Annotated in this window: 15 protein-coding genes; 14 read left to right on the top strand and 1 reads right to left on the bottom strand. The window is 68.3% G+C overall.

The features are described from left to right. Position 1 precedes the first annotated feature (1 nt). The 13 genes from BJ960_RS16735 to dapF all read left to right on the top strand — a co-directional run bounded on the left by BJ960_RS16735 (position 2) and on the right by dapF (position 14,774). Positions 2-1,072 carry a lipid II:glycine glycyltransferase FemX gene (locus tag BJ960_RS16735; protein WP_185987282.1) on the top strand — a complete coding sequence of 357 codons (1,071 nt, stop codon included), beginning with the start codon at positions 2-4 and terminating at the stop codon, positions 1,070-1,072. Beyond that, the gene (murJ, locus tag BJ960_RS10720; RefSeq protein WP_185987281.1) at positions 1,072-2,685 is read left to right on the top strand and encodes a murein biosynthesis integral membrane protein MurJ; all 1,614 of its coding nucleotides are present in this window, start codon (positions 1,072-1,074) and stop codon (positions 2,683-2,685) included. Before BJ960_RS16735 ends, murJ begins: the two co-directional genes overlap by 1 nt. Before the next feature lie 125 nt (positions 2,686-2,810). Further along, entirely contained in the window at positions 2,811-4,181 is a 1,371-nt protein-coding gene (locus BJ960_RS10715; RefSeq protein WP_185987280.1) for a M23 family metallopeptidase, read from the top strand. Positions 4,182-4,276: 95 nt separating this feature from the next. Further along, positions 4,277-7,174, top strand: coding sequence for an FtsK/SpoIIIE family DNA translocase (locus BJ960_RS10710; protein WP_185987279.1), 2,898 nt, complete (start codon positions 4,277-4,279; stop codon positions 7,172-7,174). A gap of 85 nt (positions 7,175-7,259) precedes the next feature. Further along, positions 7,260-7,865 carry a CDP-diacylglycerol--glycerol-3-phosphate 3-phosphatidyltransferase gene (gene pgsA, locus BJ960_RS10705; RefSeq protein ID WP_185987278.1) on the top strand — a complete coding sequence of 202 codons (606 nt, stop codon included), beginning with the start codon at positions 7,260-7,262 and terminating at the stop codon, positions 7,863-7,865. Beyond that, on the top strand, positions 7,858-8,388 hold the full coding sequence (locus BJ960_RS10700; RefSeq protein ID WP_185987277.1) for a CinA family protein: 531 nt from the start codon (positions 7,858-7,860) through the stop codon (positions 8,386-8,388). Before pgsA ends, BJ960_RS10700 begins: the two co-directional genes overlap by 8 nt. A gap of 207 nt (positions 8,389-8,595) precedes the next feature. Further along, complete coding sequence (locus BJ960_RS10695; RefSeq protein WP_121072937.1) at positions 8,596-8,919, top strand: helix-turn-helix domain-containing protein; 324 nt, start codon at positions 8,596-8,598, stop codon at positions 8,917-8,919. A gap of 6 nt (positions 8,920-8,925) precedes the next feature. Next, entirely contained in the window at positions 8,926-9,147 is a 222-nt protein-coding gene (locus tag BJ960_RS10690; protein WP_121072935.1) for a DUF3046 domain-containing protein, read from the top strand. A 248-nt stretch (positions 9,148-9,395) separates the two neighbouring features. Further along, the gene (gene recA / locus BJ960_RS10685; RefSeq protein ID WP_121072933.1) at positions 9,396-10,469 is read left to right on the top strand and encodes a recombinase RecA; all 1,074 of its coding nucleotides are present in this window, start codon (positions 9,396-9,398) and stop codon (positions 10,467-10,469) included. A 2-nt stretch (positions 10,470-10,471) separates the two neighbouring features. Further along, positions 10,472-11,230: a regulatory protein RecX gene (locus BJ960_RS10680; RefSeq protein WP_185987276.1), complete on the top strand. Its 759-nt coding sequence runs from the start codon at positions 10,472-10,474 to the stop codon at positions 11,228-11,230. A gap of 46 nt (positions 11,231-11,276) precedes the next feature. Further along, on the top strand, positions 11,277-12,818 hold the full coding sequence (miaB, locus tag BJ960_RS10675; protein ID WP_185987275.1) for a tRNA (N6-isopentenyl adenosine(37)-C2)-methylthiotransferase MiaB: 1,542 nt from the start codon (positions 11,277-11,279) through the stop codon (positions 12,816-12,818). 1 nt (position 12,819) lies between these two features. Further along, positions 12,820-13,779, top strand: a complete 960-nt coding sequence (gene miaA, locus BJ960_RS10670; RefSeq protein WP_185987274.1) for a tRNA (adenosine(37)-N6)-dimethylallyltransferase MiaA — start codon at positions 12,820-12,822, stop codon at positions 13,777-13,779. Positions 13,780-13,898: 119 nt separating this feature from the next. Further along, positions 13,899-14,774, top strand: a complete 876-nt coding sequence (gene dapF / locus BJ960_RS10665; protein WP_185987273.1) for a diaminopimelate epimerase — start codon at positions 13,899-13,901, stop codon at positions 14,772-14,774. Positions 14,775-14,873: 99 nt separating this feature from the next. Here dapF and BJ960_RS10660 read toward each other — a convergent pair whose 3' ends face one another. Continuing rightward, positions 14,874-15,524 (bottom strand): class I SAM-dependent methyltransferase, encoded by a 651-nt coding sequence (locus BJ960_RS10660; protein ID WP_307814601.1) that lies wholly within the window; start codon positions 15,522-15,524, stop codon positions 14,874-14,876. A 91-nt stretch (positions 15,525-15,615) separates the two neighbouring features. On the opposite strand from BJ960_RS10660, the gene hflX reads away from it, so the two are divergent. Next, positions 15,616-17,220 carry a GTPase HflX gene (gene hflX / locus BJ960_RS10655; RefSeq protein ID WP_185987271.1) on the top strand — a complete coding sequence of 535 codons (1,605 nt, stop codon included), beginning with the start codon at positions 15,616-15,618 and terminating at the stop codon, positions 17,218-17,220. The last annotated feature ends 132 nt before the right edge of the window (positions 17,221-17,352 follow it).

The raw sequence follows: 17,352 nt of genomic DNA, 5'->3' as shown, positions 1-17,352 counted from the left end.
GGTGGCTTCACTCCGCTTTGCGACCGCAGAGGAAGTTGGCCGCTGGGACGAGCTCGTCGAGCTCGCCCCGGGCGGCGGCGAGATCTGGCAGAGCCGCGAGTACGCAGAGATCAAGCGCCATCAGCGCTACACCGCCCGCTACATTGTGGGCGACGGGTTCCCTGCGACGCTCGTGCTCGAAAAGAAGATCCCGCTACTCGGCCGCTTCTGGTATGTCCCGGCCGGCCCCGACGTCTCGGTGGATGCGCTTGGCACCCCCATGTCGGCGTCCGAGTACGTGGACCGGGGGGCAGCGCTCGCCGAGTTCGCGCGCGGCGAGGGCGTCTTCCTGCTGAAGGTCGAGCCGCGTCTGCTCGCGAGCGACGAGGCATTCGCGACGCTCCGAGCTGCCGGCTACGTGCCGACGGCGCACGTGCTGCCGAACGTCTCAACGATCATCCTCGACATCTCCGGTGACGAGGACGCGATCATGGCCGCGTTCTCGTCGAGCACGCGCACCAAGATCCGCAAGGCCGACAAGGAGGGCTTCGACGTCCGCCGCGTCGAGGCCACCGAGGAGAACTGCAGGATCATGTTCGACCTGCTCACCGGCACCGCCGAGGAGAAGTTCGAGCTGCGCCCGTACGAGTACTTCCGTGACTTCTGGCAGGGCTTCCAGGCCGCCGGCCGCGGCCAGCTCGTGCTCGGCTACGACGGCGACGCGCCGGTTGCGGGCATGTTCGCGACCGCGCTCGGTCAGACGAGCGGGTACAAAGACGGCGCCTCGGCGAAGGCCAAGCTGCCGACCGGTGCGATGTACCGGATGCAGCTTGAGATCATCAGGTGGGGCAAGGAGCAGGGCGCGACGCGCCACGACCTCATTGGCACCCCGCCGAGCGACAGGCTCGACGACAAGAGCCACCGGCTCTACGGCGTCGGCCAGTACAAGCTGCGGCTGTCGAAGAACGTGACCGACTACGTCGGCACGCTCGATCTTCCGCTGAGCGCAGCCAAGGTCAAGATCTGGAACACCGTGGGCGACCGAATCGCACGCCGATTCACGCTCGCGACCCGAGGGGACGTTTTCTACTAATGGCATCCGCGCTCCAGCGCGCGAGCGCAATCATGGCGTCGGGCACCATGGTCTCGCGAATCCTCGGGTTCGCGAAGACCATGCTGCTCGTGTATGCGATTGGCAACACGCTCACCCTTTCGGGCGACGCGTTCGCGAACGGCAACCAGCTCCCGAACACGATCTACATGGCGCTCGCGGGCGGCATGTTGAACGCGGTGCTCGTCCCGCAGATCGTCAAGGCCGCGCAGGGCGCAGACGGCGGTCGGGCCTACATCAACAAGGTCCTCACGCTCGTCTCGGTCGCGCTGCTCGCGATCACGACCATCGTGATGATCGCCGCGCCGTCGGTCGTGTGGCTGTTCACCATGGCGTGGGAGCCGGAGCAGCGCGCGCTCGCGATCGCATTCGCGTACTGGTGCCTCCCGCAGATCGTGTTCTACGGCTGGTACACGATGCTCGGCGAAGTGCTCAACGCAAAGAAGATCTTCGGCCCGTTCACGTGGTCGCCAGCGCTCGCGAACGTTATCGCGATCATCGGCACGATCCTCTTCATCGTGATGTTCGGCGCCGACCCCGACGGCAACCGCGCGGTCACCGACTGGAGCCCCGGGGCGATCGGAGTGCTCGCCGGCAGTGCGACGCTTGGCGTTGTCGCGCAGGCGCTGATCCTGATCGTGCCGTGGCGCAAGGCGGGACTGAGCTTCAAGCCCGACTTCCGCTGGCGCGGCGTTGGGCTTGGCCAGACCGGGCGGCTCGCCGGCTGGGGCCTCGCCTCGGTGACGGTGCTGCAGCTCGGCGGCATCGTGACGAGCAATATCGTGAACTCGGCGTCGGGGGAGGGGCCGTCGCTCCTCGCGATGAACAACGCCTGGCTCGTGTTCATGCTCCCGCACTCGGTCATCGCCGTCTCGCTCATGACGGCATACTTCACACAGCTGGCCGAGCACGGCCAGAGCGGTCAGCTCGCGAACTATCGCGACACGTTCTCGAGCGCGGCTCGCCAGGTGCTGCTGCTCATGATCTTCGCGAGCGTCGCGCTGTTCATCTGCGCGGGGTACGTGAGCCGCGTGATGCTCTTCGGCGCGAGCGCCGATCAGGTCGACAGCTTCGCCGACCTGCTGCGCGCGTACTCGCTCGGGCTCGCGGCCTACAGCATGATGTTCGTCATTCAGCGCGCCTTCTATGCGCTCTCCGACGCACGCACCCCGTTCTTCTTCATGTCGGGCCAGCTCGTGCTGCTCATCGTGTTGACGGTTCCCGTTGGCCTGGTGATCGACAAGGCGCTGCTCGGTTTCGCCTACGCGCTCATTTGGTCGGGCACGACGATCCTGCAAGCGATTGTCGCGTTCTGGCTGCTGCGCCGCAAGGTCGGCGGCATGGGCGGGCGCGACCTCGCGGCGAGCGGCACGAAGAACATCCTCGCCGCGATCCCAGCCGCGGTGCTCGGTATTCTCGTGCTCGCGCTCCTCGCGAACCTGTTGCCTGCGAGCGAGGGCGGCGTCGCGATCGTTCGCGCGATCGTCGAGGCGCTCGTCGTCACCGGCATCATGGGCGTCGCATACTTTGGCGTGCTGCTCCTCCTGAAGTCGCCCGAGGCGCACGCCGTGCTCCGCCGGGTGCTCAAGCGGTAGCCGGCTCGTGACGTCGCCAGGGGCGCGAATCTGGCGACCTTGAACTTCAACTGGTAAGTTACGGTGGATGGTTGTTTCCGCCAGACCGGTTGCACCACCGAACCGAAAGGGAGCGAGATCTCACGATGACGAGTAAGCCACAGTCATGGCTGCGCACGAAGGCTGGTTTCGCGATCGGGGCCGCCGCGATCGGCGCACTGCTGGTGACCGGCGTCGGGATCGGGCCGGTATCGCCCGCTGTCGCTATCGTCTCCGACCTGCCCACCTGGCAGGACGTCGAGAAGGCGAAGCAGAACGAGGCCGCTGCCTCCGCGAAGGTCAGCGAGATCAAGGATCTGCTCGTCAAGGTGCAGAAGGAAGTCGAGCGCACCCGCGCCGAGTCCGAGGCCGCGTCGGTGAAGTTCGACCAGGCGGCGAGCCAGCTGCGTGACGCGCAGGCGCGCGTCGAGGCGCTCGACACGCAGGCGAAGGCGAGCGAGGCGGAAGCGCAGCAGGCCTCGGAGCAGGCGGCTGCCCTCGTCTCGCAGATCTACCGTTCGGGCGGCGTCGACCGCAACCTCAGCCTCTTCCTCGAGTCCGACGGCAGCACCGCTGATGCGCTGCTCGACCGCCTCGCGCAGACCGAGAAGGCGACCGAGCGCAACACGAACATTTGGCAGAACGCCGAGCGCGCGATGAACTCGGCCCAGACGCTCAGTGAGCAGGCCGATTCGGCCCGCGAGGAACGCGACAAGCTCGCGAAGGAAGCGGAGGCGAACCAGCAGCGCGCCGCCGAGATCGCAGACGCGGCCCGCACCGAGCAGATCGAGCAGGAGCAGCAGCAGAAGGTGCTGCAGCAGCAGCTCGCCGCGCTCGAGGACAAGACGACTTCGACGACCAAGGGCTACGAGGAGCGACTCGTGCTCGAGGAACAGGAGCGCCAGCGCATCCTCGAGGAGCAGCGGCGCGAGGCAGCCCGCCTCGAAGCCGAGCGCATCGCTGCGGAGCAGGCCGCGAACAACGGCGGCGGTGGCGGCGGTGGAAACACCGGCGGCGGCAACTCCGGCGGCGGTGGCGGCGGCAACTCCGGCGGTGGGAACACCGGCGGCGGCACCGTGACCCCGTCCGGCTGGGTGAACCCGCTCGCGGGCGGCTACTGGATCTCGACCGAGTGGTGGGGCTACTACGGCCACACCGGCATGGACATGGCGATCGGCCAGGGCACACCGATCCGCGCGGCGGCCGCTGGAACCGTGTCGTTCTCCGGCTGGGCCGGCGAGTACAGCTACGGCAACATGGCCGAGATCAACCACGGCGGCGGCGTGTCCACGCTGTACGGGCACATGCAGTTCACGCCGTCGGTCGGCTACGGCCAGTCCGTTGGCGCGGGGCAGATCATCGGTTACGTCGGCAGCACAGGCAATTCGACCGGGCCGCACCTGCACTTCGAGACGAAGGTGGGCGGCGTTCCGCAGAACCCGCGGCCGTTCATGTCGGCGCGGGGCGTCGGCCTCTAACCAGCGAAACTCGCCGCCGCGGCGCGCACTGACGAGTCTCGGGGCTCGCCGCGGCCCGTACCGCCATTGTCAGCGGCGGCTTGTACCGTATTCACATGGCCAAAAACGCTTCGTCAGGCGGGGGCTCTACGCGATCCACCGCGTCGCAGAGCTCCCGTTCGAAGGGTGCCCAGACTCGCACCGGATCCTCGCGGGGGAGCACCCGCACTTCGGCGACGACAAAAGTCATCATGGCCGAGCCCGAGCGGGAGGGCTTCATCGTCCGCGCCTGGGGCGGCCTTGCGAACGCGGTGGGCGCCGGGGCGCGCGCGTTCCGGTCCGAGCCGCTCGAGCCCGAGGCGAGGCGTGACGGCTTCCCCATGCTGCTCGTACTCCTCGCGGTCGTCGGCGCGGTCATCGAATGGTTCCTCATCGGCAACACCGTCGCCACGCAGCTCGACACCTGGACGTTTGGCGCGCTGTTCGGACGGATCGCGTTCGGCCTGCCCATCATCATGGGCGGCTTCGCGCTGTGGCTCTTCAACAACCCGTCGACGGTGAACGACAACCGGCGGATCGCGATCGGGCTGTTTCTCGCGCTCGCCAGCGCCTCCGGCCTCGCGCACGTGCTCGGCGGTACGCCGAAGCCGCGCGACGGAATGCCAGGGCTCGCCGAGGCTGGCGGGCTGCTCGGGTGGCTCATCGGGGCGCCGCTGAACCTCGCGACCGTATGGGTTGCCGTTCCCGTGCTCAGCCTGCTGCTCGCGTTCTCGCTGCTCATCATCACGAAGACCCCGCCGAGCAAGATCGGCTCGCGCATTCGCGAGGGCTACGCCTACCTCTTTGGCGCGCCCGCACCAGCCGAGCGCGAGGCGGAGCCTGCCGAGAAGAAGCCGAAGAAGTCAGGCAAGACGTCCGACACGACCGGCGAGCTGTTCGACCACTCCGATGAGTCCGGCGACCAGCTGCCGTGGTGGCGACGGAACGCGACGGGCCGCGAAGAGGATCCGAACTACCTGCCCGATCCGTCAGCGATCGAGGAGGTGCTCGCTCCGAGCGAGGCCGAGCAGGTCGGCGCGTTCGAGTCGGCGCTCGCCGACGAGGCGCCAACGGACGTCTTCGACGCCGGCGTGTTCGCTGGCCTCGAGGGCGTCGATCAGGCCGCGAGCCGGACGGGCCGCGGCTCGGGGCTCGGCGACGACTCGTTCGACAGCTTCGCCGACCCGATCGAGACCCCTGAGCCCGCGGCCGCGAGTCGCGAGTTCGCGGTCGCGCCACCGCACGACCCCACGGCCAACGCCGACTACGCGCTGCCCGAGCAGGCGCTCCTGTCCGCGGGCGCGCCGCCGAAGACGCACAGCGAGGCGAACGAGCAGATCATGGCCGCGGTCGCCCGGGTCTTCGAGGAGTTCAAGGTCGACGCGGTCGTTACCGGCTTTTCGCGCGGCCCGACGGTCACCCAGTACGAGGTCGAGCTCGGCCCCGGCGTGAAGGTCGAGAAGGTGACCGCGCTGTCGCGCAACCTGTCGTACGCCGTCGCCTCGAACGAAGTGCGCATTCTCTCCCCGATCCCGGGCAAGAGCGCGATCGGCATCGAGATCCCCAATAAGGATCGCGAGAACGTCGCCCTCGGTGACGTGCTGCGGTCGACCAAGGCGCAGCGCAACACGCACCCAATGACGATTGGCGTCGGCAAGGACGTGAAGGGCGAGTTCGTGCTCGCGAACCTCGCGAAGATGCCCCACCTGCTCGTCGCGGGCGCGACGGGCTCGGGTAAGTCGAGCTTCATCAACTCGATGATCACGAGCCTCCTCATGCGCGCGACGCCATCAGAAGTGCGCATGGTGCTTGTCGACCCGAAACGCGTCGAGCTCACGGTGTATCAGGGCGTGCCGCACCTCATCACCCCCATCATCACCGCGCCGAAGAAGGCTGCGGAGGCGCTGCAGTGGGTCGTGAAGGAAATGGACATGCGCTACGACGACCTCGCGTCGTTCGGGTTCAGGCACATCGACGACTTCAACGCCGCTGTGCGCGAGGGAACGATCGTGCTCCCCGAGGGCAGCCAGCGCCAGTTGAAGCCCTACCCGTATCTTCTGGTCGTCGTCGACGAGCTCGCCGACCTCATGCTCGTCGCGCCGCGCGATGTTGAGGATTCGATCCAGCGCATCACTCAGCTCGCGCGTGCGGCGGGCATCCATCTCGTGCTCGCAACGCAGCGACCCTCCGTCAACGTCGTGACCGGCGTCATTAAGTCGAACGTGCCGAGCCGGTACGCGTTCGCCGTCGCCTCGGGCACCGACTCGCGAGTCATCCTCGACGAGGTCGGCGCCGAGCGCCTCATCGGGCAGGGCGACGGCCTGCTGCTGCTGAATGGCGAGTCAAGCCCGATGCGCGTGCAGGGTGCGTGGGTTGACGAGGCCGAGATCGCGCGAGTCGTCAAGCACGTGAAGGAGCAGGCGACGCCCGAGTACCGGGCCGACGTCGCGCAGGCCGCCGAGAAGAAGGAGATCGACGCTGATATCGGTGACGACCTCGAGGTGCTCGTGGCGGCGATCGAGCTCGTTGTGACCTCCCAGTTCGGGTCGACGTCGATGCTGCAGCGCAAGCTCCGGGTGGGCTTCGCGAAGGCCGGCAGGCTCATGGACCTCATGGAGTCCCGCGATATTGTTGGGCCGTCCGAGGGCTCGAAGGCGCGCGACGTGCTCGTCGCCCCCGAGCAGCTCGCCGAGGTGCTTGCCCGCATTCAGGGCGGTGGCGCCGCTCCGAGCTTCGCGCCGCCCGCGCCCCAGCCGGCCCAGAGCCCGGTGGCCCCGCCGCCGGCCGCTCCAGCCGCGGGCGACGCCGTCACGGACGTCATCGTGCCGGCGAGCGGCGGCGGGTACGAGGCCGACAGGCGCTACGACGACCCGCTCGCGCAGCGTGAATCGGCCGCGCCGGACGCCTACGACTATGGGGACAGCGACGACGACGAGGGCTCGGAAGACGCCTGGCAGCTCACGGGTCGCGACTAGGGCTCGTGCTGGTGCGCGCGGATTCACCCGCCGCCCCGGCGCCGCTTCCCGGGGCGGTCACGGCACTCCCCGGTAGAGTGGGCGCATGAGCACTCAGCAGGCTGACGGCGTGAAGCCGAGCAACTGGAACGCGCCCAACGTCATCACCGCTGCGCGGATCGTTGCGACGCCGTTCTTCCTGTGGCTATTGCTTGCCTCCGGCGACAACGTCGCCATGCGCTGGGGCGCCGCGGCATTCTTCGTGATTGCGATCGCGACCGACGCGCTTGACGGCTACCTCGCCCGCTCGCGCGGCCTCATCACCGACCTCGGGAAGCTGCTCGATCCGATCGCGGACAAGGCGCTCACCGGCGCCGCGCTGGTCGGGCTCGCGATCCTGGCCGAGCTGCCCTGGTGGGTGGTGGTCGTCGTCCTCGTCCGCGAGATCGGTGTCACCATTCACCGCCTGATGATCGTGAGCGATGTGGTTGTCGCGGCGGCCTGGATGGGTAAGGTCAAGACTGTCGCCCAGTCCGTCGCGATTGCGCTCGCGCTCACGCCGCTGGCTCACCTCGAAGGCGCCGCTGGCACGGTCTTCACCTGGGTAAACATTGTCACGATGTCGATCGCGGTGACCCTCACCGTGGTGAGCGGCATCGACTACGTCGTCGCGTACGTGCGCGGCAGGGGAGCGGCCGCGAGGAATGCCTGAGACATTCGCACTCGCCCAGGAGGTCGTCGCACGGGCGACGCGGGCGGGCGTGCGCATCGCGACGGCGGAGTCGCTCACTGGTGGGCTGCTGGCTGCCGCGCTCGTGGCGGTGCCGGGAGCGTCGAACGCGTTCAGCGGGGGCGTCGTGGCGTACGACACCCAGCTGAAGGCGACGATCCTCGGCGTCGACGAGACGCTCCTTCGCGACCGCGGCCCCGTCGATCCCGAGGTCGCGTCGCAGATGGCTGCCGGGGTGCGAACGGTGTGCGCGGTTGCTGCGGGCGACGGTCCGGCCGCACGCGTGCCCGCGGCGATCGGGATCGCGACGACGGGAGTCGCGGGTCCGGCCGCCGATCCCCAGTCCGGCCAGCCCGCTGGCACCGTGTGGCTCGCGCTCAGCACCGTGGCCGGGGAGCAGGCCGAACAGGTGTCGGCCGCCGGCGAGACCCGCGACGAGATCCGCGAGGCGACGGTGGTGGCGGCGCTCACTCTGCTCCTCGACCACCTCCGGTCGATCGGCTAGCGTTTCTCTGGGTTTTCAGGGAACAACCTGAGAATTCCTCAAAACCTGAGTTGGGTCGACTCAGGTTCAGGGAATCTCGGGAATAGAACAGGTAGTCTCTTGGTTGTTCCCAGTGTCACAACACGTGACGGCAAGTGCCGAATCGGCATTTGCCGGGTAAAGTTACATGCACGGCCGTGGGGTCGTGCAGATTCGAGGAGGTTGCACATGCTGCTAGTACGTCAAGAAATTGGTGATGTGCTTCGCGACTTCCGTCTGCAGAAGGGGCGCACGCTCCGGCAGGTTGCGGGTGACGCAAGCGTCGCACTCGGCTACCTCAGTGAGGTGGAGCGTGGGCAGAAGGAGGCGTCGAGCGAGATTCTCGCCGCCGTGGCCGATGCCCTGGATACTCCGCTGTCGGTCATCCTTGGCGAGGTGAGCGAGCGGCTCGCGATCGTCGAGGGGCTCTCGCTGCCGATGCAGAGCCGTGTCCCGGACACCGTTCCCGTCGAGCTGGTCTCCGGCTACGGCTCGGAACTCGTCTCCCGCTAGTAGGGTATGCGTCACCGCGCCTTTCGCGCAGCCGTCGCCGAGGAGTTTGGGGAGGCCCACTCCGGCGTGCTGCTGCGCGATTATTGGCTCGCCGCGCTCGGGTCCACCCCCGACGAGGCGCTCGAGCGGGGCGTTGAGCCGCGGGTGGTCTGGGAAGCGCTGTGCGTCGAGTTTGACGTCCCCATCTCCAGGCGGCACGGTCGCGGGCTCGCCGACCCGCAAGAATAATTACGCTGTTGCGCGACACGCCGTTGCGCCGTATTCGAAGATGTGTTCGAAGAGTGTTATCTTCGTCCACAGGTAGTGAACTGATCCACAGACTCCGTGGATCGGCGCCTCCGACACCCAATGTCGGAGGCCCGATCTAGGGTCTGAGATAGGGAATTACCCAGCCTTGTCAGCACCGCCCCGGTGCCGTGACAGTCGGTAGGCAGTAACTCAGCGGGATCGTCCGCGCGAATACGAAGGAAGTCATCATGGCAGCAGCAAAAGATCGCGAAAAGGCACTCGAGTCGGCCCTCGCCCTCATTGACCGCCAGTTTGGCAAGGGCGCGATCATGCGCATGGGCAGCCAGGAGCGCCAGGCGGTTGAGGTCATCCCCACCGGCTCGGTCGCACTGGACGTCGCACTCGGCATTGGCGGACTGCCGCGCGGCCGCATCATCGAGATCTATGGCCCGGAGTCCTCGGGTAAGACGACGCTGACGTTGCACGCCATCGCGAACGCGCAGCGCGCGGGTGGCATCGCCGCCTTCATTGACGCGGAGCACGCGCTTGACCCCGACTATGCCCAGAAGCTTGGCGTCGACATCGACGCCCTCCTCGTCGCGCAGCCCGATACCGGCGAGCAGGCGCTTGAGATCGCGGACATGCTGATCCGCTCCGGTTCTGTCGATCTCGTCGTCGTTGACTCGGTCGCCGCGCTCGTGCCGAAGGCCGAGATCGATGGCGACATGGGCGACAGCCACGTCGGTCTGCAGGCTCGACTGATGTCGCAGGCGCTCCGCAAGATCACCGGCAGCCTGAACTCGACGAAGACGACCGCGATCTTCATTAACCAGCTTCGCGAGAAGATCGGCGTCTTCTTCGGCAGCCCGGAGACCACCTCCGGTGGTAAGGCGCTGAAGTTCTACGCGTCGGTACGCCTCGACATCCGCCGCATCCAGACCCTGAAGGACGGCCAGGACGCGGTGGGTAACCGCACTCGCGTGAAGGTCGTCAAGAACAAGATGGCCCCGCCCTTCAAGCAGGCCGAGTTCGACATCCTCTACGGCACCGGCATCTCCCGCGAGGGGTCGCTCATCGACTACGGCGTTGAGCACGGCCTCGTGAAGAAGAGCGGCGCCTGGTACACGTACGACGGCGATCAGCTTGGGCAGGGCATGGAGAACGCCCGCCGCTTCCTCATTGCGAACCCCGACACCGCGCTTGAGATCGAGGAGAAGATCCTCACGAAGCTCGGCGTGAACGGACGCACCGAGGAAGAGGCCCCGGCTCCCGAGACGAAGGCGGCCGACGGCACAGGCGAGCAGCTCGCTGCGAGCGCCTAACAATGGCTGTCCGGTTTCTTCCTCCTCCCGAGGAGCGGCCGCAGCCGCAGCGGGAGGACCGGGGCGACCTCGCCGAGGTGATCGAGTTCCGCAGCAGGCTCCGACGACCGGAGCCTGCTGCGGCCGACGCCGGCACAGGTCACGAGTCCGCTGACGACCGAGACTCGGCTGGCGGCCCGCGGGCTGATGAGTCGGCTGACTCGACGCCCGTCGCGCAGGGCGCCGGGGCGGTCCTGTCGCGGGTCGCCGAGGACGACGAAGCGGGCCCTAGCGCCTACGAGTCGGCCGTGAAGCTGCTCGCGCGCAAGCCGCTCTCTACTGGGGAGCTCCAGCGCGCCCTCGTGGCGGCGGGGCACCCGGAGATCGACGCCGAGGAGGCGGTCGCGACGTGCGTCGACTCGCTGTACCTCGACGACGCGGACCTCGCGACCGCGGTCGCGACGAAGCTCCGTGAGGCGAAGGGGGAGAGCAAGGCTCGCATTCGGCAGAAGCTTCGTGAACGCCACCTTCCTGACGCGGCGATCGAAAGCGCCCTGTCGGAGCTTGATGACGACGAGGAGCTGGAGCTGCTCCGGCAGACCGCGAGCGACCGCGCGCGGCGCATGGCCGGGCTCGACCGCCAGACCGCTGAGCGTCGGCTGCTCGGCTTTCTCGCCCGCCGCGGCTGGTCGGGGGAGCGCGCGACGCGCGCCGCGAAGGACGCCCTTGACGGGGTCGCGCGCGGCGCCGGTGGCGGCCGCGGCTCCGTTAGGTTCCAGTAGTCCGCCGAATTCTTGCGCGGTGGTCTGCGCGGGTAGAATCGGTGCCATGCCTACCGTCGAAGCAGTGAAGATCGAGTCGTCACCAGCAGCGGTCCGCCCCGACGGGACGGCCCGAAGCTACACGGTGCGCACCCTCGGGTGCCAGATGAACGTGCACGACTCCGAGCGGATGTCTGGCTCGCTTGAGGCCGCCGGGTACGTTGCGGCCGACAACGCCGACGACGCCGACGTGGTTGTCATCAACACGTGCGCGGTCCGGGAGAACGCGGCAAACAAGCTGTACGGCAACCTCGGGATGCTCGCCGGCGTGAAGCGGGAGCGCGAGGGCATGCAGATCGCCGTTGGCGGCTGCCTCGCGCAGAAGGATCAGGGCGAGATCGTCGAGAAGGCGCCGTGGGTCGACGTCGTCTTCGGTACCCACAACATGGGATCCCTGCCGACGCTTCTCGAACGCGCCAGGCACAACTCCGAGGCGCAGGTCGAGATCCTCGAGTCGCTCGAGGTTTTCCCGTCGACGTTGCCGACGAAGCGTGACTCCGCCTCGAGCGGTTGGGTGTCAATCTCGGTTGGGTGCAACAACACCTGCACGTTCTGCATCGTCCCGTCGCTCCGTGGCAAGGAGAAGGACAGGCGCCCCGGCGACATCCTCGCCGAGGTGCAGGCGCTCGTCGACGACGGGGCGATCGAGGTCACGCTGCTCGGCCAGAACGTGAACACCTACGGGGTAGAGTTCGGCGACCGGCAGGCGTTCGGCAAGCTGCTCCGGGCGATGGGCGACATCGAGGGCCTCGAACGGGTTCGGTTCACGAGCCCCCACCCCGCGGCCTTCACGGACGACGTGATCGCGGCGATGGCCGAGACGCCCAACGTCATGCCGTCCCTGCACATGCCGCTGCAGTCCGGCTCGGACAGCGTGCTTAAGGCGATGCGCCGCTCGTACCGGTCGAAGCGGTTCCTCGGGATTCTCGACTCAGTCCGTGAGCGGATCCCGAACGCGGCGATTACGACCGACATCATTGTCGGATTCCCCGGCGAGACCGACGAGGACTTCGAGGACACGCTTCGCGTGGTCGAGCAGTCCCGCTTCTCGAGCGCATTCACATTCCAGTACTCGATTCGGCCAGGCACGCCAGCGGCCACGATGCCCGACCAGATCCCGAAGGCGGTCGTGCAGGAACGCTACGAGCGCCTCCAGGCGCTGCAGGAGCGGCTCTCGCTCGAGGAGAACCAGGCCCAGATCGGGCAGACCGTCGAGGTGCTGGTGTCGGCGAACGAGGGCCGGAAGGACGGCTCGACGCGGCGCATGTCCGGTCGCGCGGCCGACAACCGGCTGGTGCACTTCGTGGTTCCCGAGGGCGCCGACGAGCCGCGCCCAGGCGACATGGTGACGACGACGGTGACCGCGGCCGCGCCGCACTTCATCATCGCCGACGAGACCGTCGGGTTCTCCGTGCGCCGGACGCGCGCCGGCGACGCGTGGGACCGCCGGCAGGCCGATAGCTGCGGCGTCCCCGCCCCGTCGGGTGCCGCCCAGGGGGCCGGGCGAGCGGTCAACCTCGGGTTGCCGACGCTCCGCATCGGAAACTGAGGTGGGCGCGCTCTGGGCGATCGTCGGAGCGACAGGCACCGGGAAGTCCGCGGCGGCGCTTGACCTCGCTGAACGGCTGACGGCGGCGCGTGGCGTTCCCGCGCAGATCGTGAACTCCGACGCCATGCAGCTCTACCGCGGCATGGACATCGGCACCGCGAAGCTCCCCGTCGCCGAGCGCCGGGGAATCCCGCATCACCTGTTTGATGTGTTTGAGCCCAGCGAAGAGGCAACGGTCGCCCGCTACCAGCCCGACGCGAGGGCGGTCATCGGCGCGATCCTCAGTGGTGGGGGAGACGCGATCCTGGTCGGCGGTTCCGGGCTGTACGTCTCGAGCGTGATCTTCGATTTCCAGTTCCCGCCCCGCGACTCGGGGACCAGGGCCGCCCTCGAAGCGGAGTACGAGTCCGCCGGCGTCGAGCCCCTCGTGGCCCGGCTCCGCGAGCTCGCCCCAGACGTCGCCGACGCCGTCGACCGCCGAAACCCGAGGCGCGTCATTCGCGCGCTCGAGGTTGCGCTGCTCGGGGGCGACGCGACGGTGACGTTGCCGAGCGATCCCGTGCAGTGGCGCGCCGGTACCGACCACGGCGCTACGCATATCCTCGGGATCGCGTGCGAACTCGGTGTGCTGACCGAGCGCCTCGACGCGCGAGTGCAGGGGATGTGGGCGAGCGGCATGCTCGAGGAGGTTCGCGGACTGCTTCCCAGGGGGATCGCCGAGGGCAAGACCGCGAGCCGCGCGATCGGCTACGCGCAGGCGCTCGCGCAGCTCTCGGGTGACATGAGCGAGCGCGACGCGATCTCCGAGACTCAGGCCCTCACCCGGCGCTACGCGCGCAGGCAGGTGAGCTGGTTCAAGCGCTACCCGCACACAACCTGGATCGATCAGACCGCTGGGCAGAACCTGAGTGATCTCGATAGCTTCGTTGCCGGCGCCCTCAGCGCGGACCCGCTGCGCTAGCGTTTCGACGCCCGGTACGACTCCCAGGAGCCGAAGCCGGACAAGGCCGACCGAGGAGCGGAACCGTGATGCGGTAGCGTAAATACCAACGCCCGAGCGAACGCCCTAAGGAGTCACACATGACCGCACTCACCTTCACCAAGGGCCACGGAACTGGGAACGACTTCGTGCTCTTCACGGATCCCGACGGCGAGATCGACCTCACACCCGAGCGCATCCGCTTTCTCTGCGACCGCAGGTTCGGGATCGGCGCGGACGGCGTCATCCGCGCCGTGCGCTCGCGCGCGATCCCCGAGGGCGCCGACATCCTGGCGGTGGAGCCCGAGGCCGAATGGTTCATGGATTACTGGAACGCGGACGGCACTGTCGCAGAGATGTGCGGCAACGGTGTGCGTGTCTACACGCACTACCTCATCGCTGAGGGGCTCGTCGCGCCGGAGGGGAGCGACACCCTTCCGCTTGGTACCCGCGCGGGGGTGCGCGACGTCCTCATCGGCGCATCGGGCTACACCGTCGACCTTGGCCGGTGGCGGCTCGCCCCCGAGCGCCTCGTTGCGGCGACGGGCCTCGCCGTGCCGCGTCCGGGGCTCGGCATTGACGTCGGAAACCCGCACGTGGTGACGGTGCTCGCTGACGATGCGGAGCTTGACGGGCTGAAGCTCGTCTCGGAGCCCGCGCTCGAGCCGGCTCCGGCCGACGGCGCGAACGTCGAGTTCGTCGTGCCCGCCGAACCGCTTCTCAAGAATGGTGTCGCGCACATTCGCATGCGCGTCTTCGAACGCGGCGTCGGCGAGACGCTCTCGTGCGGCACGGGCGCGGCTGCGGCGGCGCTCGCGTTCCGTCACTGGGGCGGGGAGCAGATGCCGAACAGCTGGAGCGTAGAGGTCCCGGGCGGCAAGCTCGCCGTCCGCATGTTTGCGACCGAAGAAGGGGAGCACGTCTCGCTCTCGGGTCCCGCTGAGCTCGTCTACAGCGGCACCGTCGAGCTGCCCTAGCGTCGCTGCTGCTGCTGCTGCTGCTGCTGCTGCTGCCGCTGCCGCTGCCGCTGCCGCTGCCGCTGCCGCTGTCGCTGCTGCTCGCGCGCCCGCCGGTCGCTAGTCGCGCACCGCCCGCAGCACGTGGAACCCCTTCTTGCGGGCCGCGCGGTCGACCTCGAGGTCGTCGAACGTCGTCGCGATCCACTTCTGGAGCGAATCGGCACCGAGGTGCTTCGCCACGACGAGGTAGGCCGCGCCGCCCGGAATGAGGCGGGGCAGCCACTGCTCGAGAATGCCGTGCAACACCTCTTTGCCGACCCGGATCGGCGGGTTCGAACGGATCTCCGCGAACGCGAGATCCGCGGGAACGTCTTCGGGGGCCGCGACCCTGACATTGGTGAGGCCCAGCCGCTCGGCGTTGCGCCGCGTGAGCTCCCGGGACCGCTCGTTCACGTCGATTGCCCACACCTCGCGGTCGCGGTGATCGAGCGCGGCCGCGAGCGCGATCGGTCCCCACCCGCAGCCCACGTCAAGGATCGCGCCGGCGGAGCCGTCCACCGGGGCCTCGTCGGCGGGGGCACGAACGATGTCGAGCTCCGTGAGGTCCGGGAGGGCCGCGAGCAGTGTCGCCGTGCCCTGGTCGAGGTGCTCGGGGCTGAACACCCCGCCGGCGGTGAGCACGGAACGCGTGGCGCCCGCGAGCTCAACCTGGATCTCGCGCGGCGTGAACTCGCCGGCCGGCGCCTCTGAGAAATAGTGCTGATTCACGCTCACAAGTATCCCAGCCTGTGAGTGCTCCACGTGCCCGAAGCGAACATCCATGCCGGGAAGCCAAGATCGACGTACACTTGGGAGCCACATGAGTGATTTCACGAACGATAAGACCACAGCACCCGTGACCGACGCAGCGCAGCGCGAGAACGACGAGGACCGCGCCGCACAGGCTGCCGAAGGGGTCACCGACCCGCTCGAGCGGGTGCTTCGGCGTGCCGCCGGTGCCGGCGCGTCGGTGATCCGCGACCTCTCTGACGCGCAGGCGCTCGGCAGCGCCGACCATGACACGCTTGACGATGATGATCACGGGATCCAGATGGAGCGCGAGGACCGCGCCTCTCTGACTCGCGTCGCAGGGCTCTCGACCGAGCTCGAGGACGTGACCGAGGTCGAGTACCGGCAGCTGCGACTCGAGAACGTCGTGCTCATCGGCATCTACAACTCGGGCCGCGGGCATTCGGCACAGGACGCGCTCGAGGAGGCAGAGAACTCGCTCCGCGAGCTCGCGGCGCTCGCAGAGACCGCTGGCGCCACGGTGCTCGACGGCGTCCTGCAGCGGCGCGTGAACCCCGACCCGGCCACGTACTTCGGCAAGGGCAAAGCGCAGGAGCTCGCCGAGCTCGTGCGCGCCCTCGGCGCCGACACCGTCATCGCGGATGACGAGCTCGGCCCGAGCCAGCGACGTGCACTCGAGGACGTCGTGAACGCGAAGGTGATCGACCGCACCACGGTCATCCTCGACATCTTTAGCCAGCATGCGAAGAGCCGGGAGGGTAAGGCGCAGGTCGAGCTCGCCCAGCTCGAATACCTGCTTCCGCGACTGCGCGGCTGGGGCGAGTCGATGTCGCGTCAGGCTGGCGGCCAGGTGGGCGCGGCAGGCGCGGGTATGGGATCCCGCGGCCCCGGTGAGACGAAGATCGAGCTCGACCGGCGACGCATCAACACCCGTATGGCGCGGCTGCGTAAGCAGATCGCCGGCTTCGCGCCCGCCCGAGCGGCGAAGCGCGCGAACCGGAAGCGTGGCGAGGTGCCCTCGGTCGCGATTGCCGGGTATACCAACGCCGGCAAGTCGAGCCTGCTGAACCGCCTCACCGGGACGCAGGAGCTCGTGCAGAACCAGCTGTTCGCGACGCTTGATACCGCGGTGCGGCACGCTGAGACGCAGGACGGCCGCGACTTCACGTACGTCGACACCGTCGGCTTCGTGCGCAACCTCCCGCACCAGCTCGTTGAGGCGTTCCGGTCGACGTTCGAAGAGGTGGGGGAGTCCGACGTGATCTTGCACGTCGTCGACGCCTCGCACCCTGACCCCGAGGCGCAGCTCGCGACCGTCCGCGACGTGGTTGCGGAGGTCGAGGCGCAGGGCATCCCGGAGGTCGTGGCCTTCAACAAGGCGGACCTCATCGACGAGTCGCGGCGCATGCTGCTTCACGGGCTCGTCCCGGACGGGGTGTTCGTCTCCGCGCGCACCGGCGAGGGGCTCGACGAGCTCCAGGCGCGCATCGACGCGGCGATCCCGACGCCCGACCGCGAGGTCACCGTCGTGGTGCCCTACGACAGAGGTGACCTCGTCGCCGAGCTGCACGAACGCAACCGCGTGCTCGAGCTGGAGTACGACGAGGCTGGGACGCGGGTGCGTGCGCTCGTGACTCCCGAGATGTTCGCCAAGCTCGACGACTACCTCGTATAGCCGACTCTCGCGGGTCTAGCACCCGTGTCGTAACACTTCGTCGCACACGGTAACAGTGTGAAATTCAGGTCGGTCGGCGTGACTCCGCCGGGTACTTTTGCAGCAGACGGGCTCAGGATGTGGCCCGTGAAC

Origin of the sequence: Leucobacter aridicollis, assembly GCF_013409595.1 — a bacterium.
GTDB lineage: Bacteria > Actinomycetota > Actinomycetes > Actinomycetales > Microbacteriaceae > Leucobacter > Leucobacter aridicollis.
Note: the sequence above shows the minus strand (reverse complement) of the source record. Positions and strands in the feature narration are given on the sequence as shown.

Bases quoted from the DNA above. Each gene is read 5' to 3' on its own strand.
- hflX (WP_185987271.1), top strand. From the start codon at position 15,616: ATGAGTGATTTCACGAACGATAAGACCACAGCACCCGTGACCGACGCA.
- recA (WP_121072933.1), top strand. From the start codon at position 9,396: ATGGCAGCAGCAAAAGATCGCGAAAAGGCACTCGAGTCGGCCCTCGCC.
- BJ960_RS10710 (WP_185987279.1), top strand. From the start codon at position 4,277: ATGGCCAAAAACGCTTCGTCAGGCGGGGGCTCTACGCGATCCACCGCG.
- BJ960_RS10700 (WP_185987277.1), top strand. From the start codon at position 7,858: ATGCCTGAGACATTCGCACTCGCCCAGGAGGTCGTCGCACGGGCGACG.
- BJ960_RS10695 (WP_121072937.1), top strand. From the start codon at position 8,596: ATGCTGCTAGTACGTCAAGAAATTGGTGATGTGCTTCGCGACTTCCGT.
- murJ (WP_185987281.1), top strand. From the start codon at position 1,072: ATGGCATCCGCGCTCCAGCGCGCGAGCGCAATCATGGCGTCGGGCACC.
- BJ960_RS10715 (WP_185987280.1), top strand. From the start codon at position 2,811: ATGACGAGTAAGCCACAGTCATGGCTGCGCACGAAGGCTGGTTTCGCG.
- pgsA (WP_185987278.1), top strand. From the start codon at position 7,260: ATGAGCACTCAGCAGGCTGACGGCGTGAAGCCGAGCAACTGGAACGCG.
- BJ960_RS10680 (WP_185987276.1), top strand. From the start codon at position 10,472: ATGGCTGTCCGGTTTCTTCCTCCTCCCGAGGAGCGGCCGCAGCCGCAG.
- miaB (WP_185987275.1), top strand. From the start codon at position 11,277: ATGCCTACCGTCGAAGCAGTGAAGATCGAGTCGTCACCAGCAGCGGTC.
- dapF (WP_185987273.1), top strand. From the start codon at position 13,899: ATGACCGCACTCACCTTCACCAAGGGCCACGGAACTGGGAACGACTTC.
- BJ960_RS10690 (WP_121072935.1), top strand. From the start codon at position 8,926: ATGCGTCACCGCGCCTTTCGCGCAGCCGTCGCCGAGGAGTTTGGGGAG.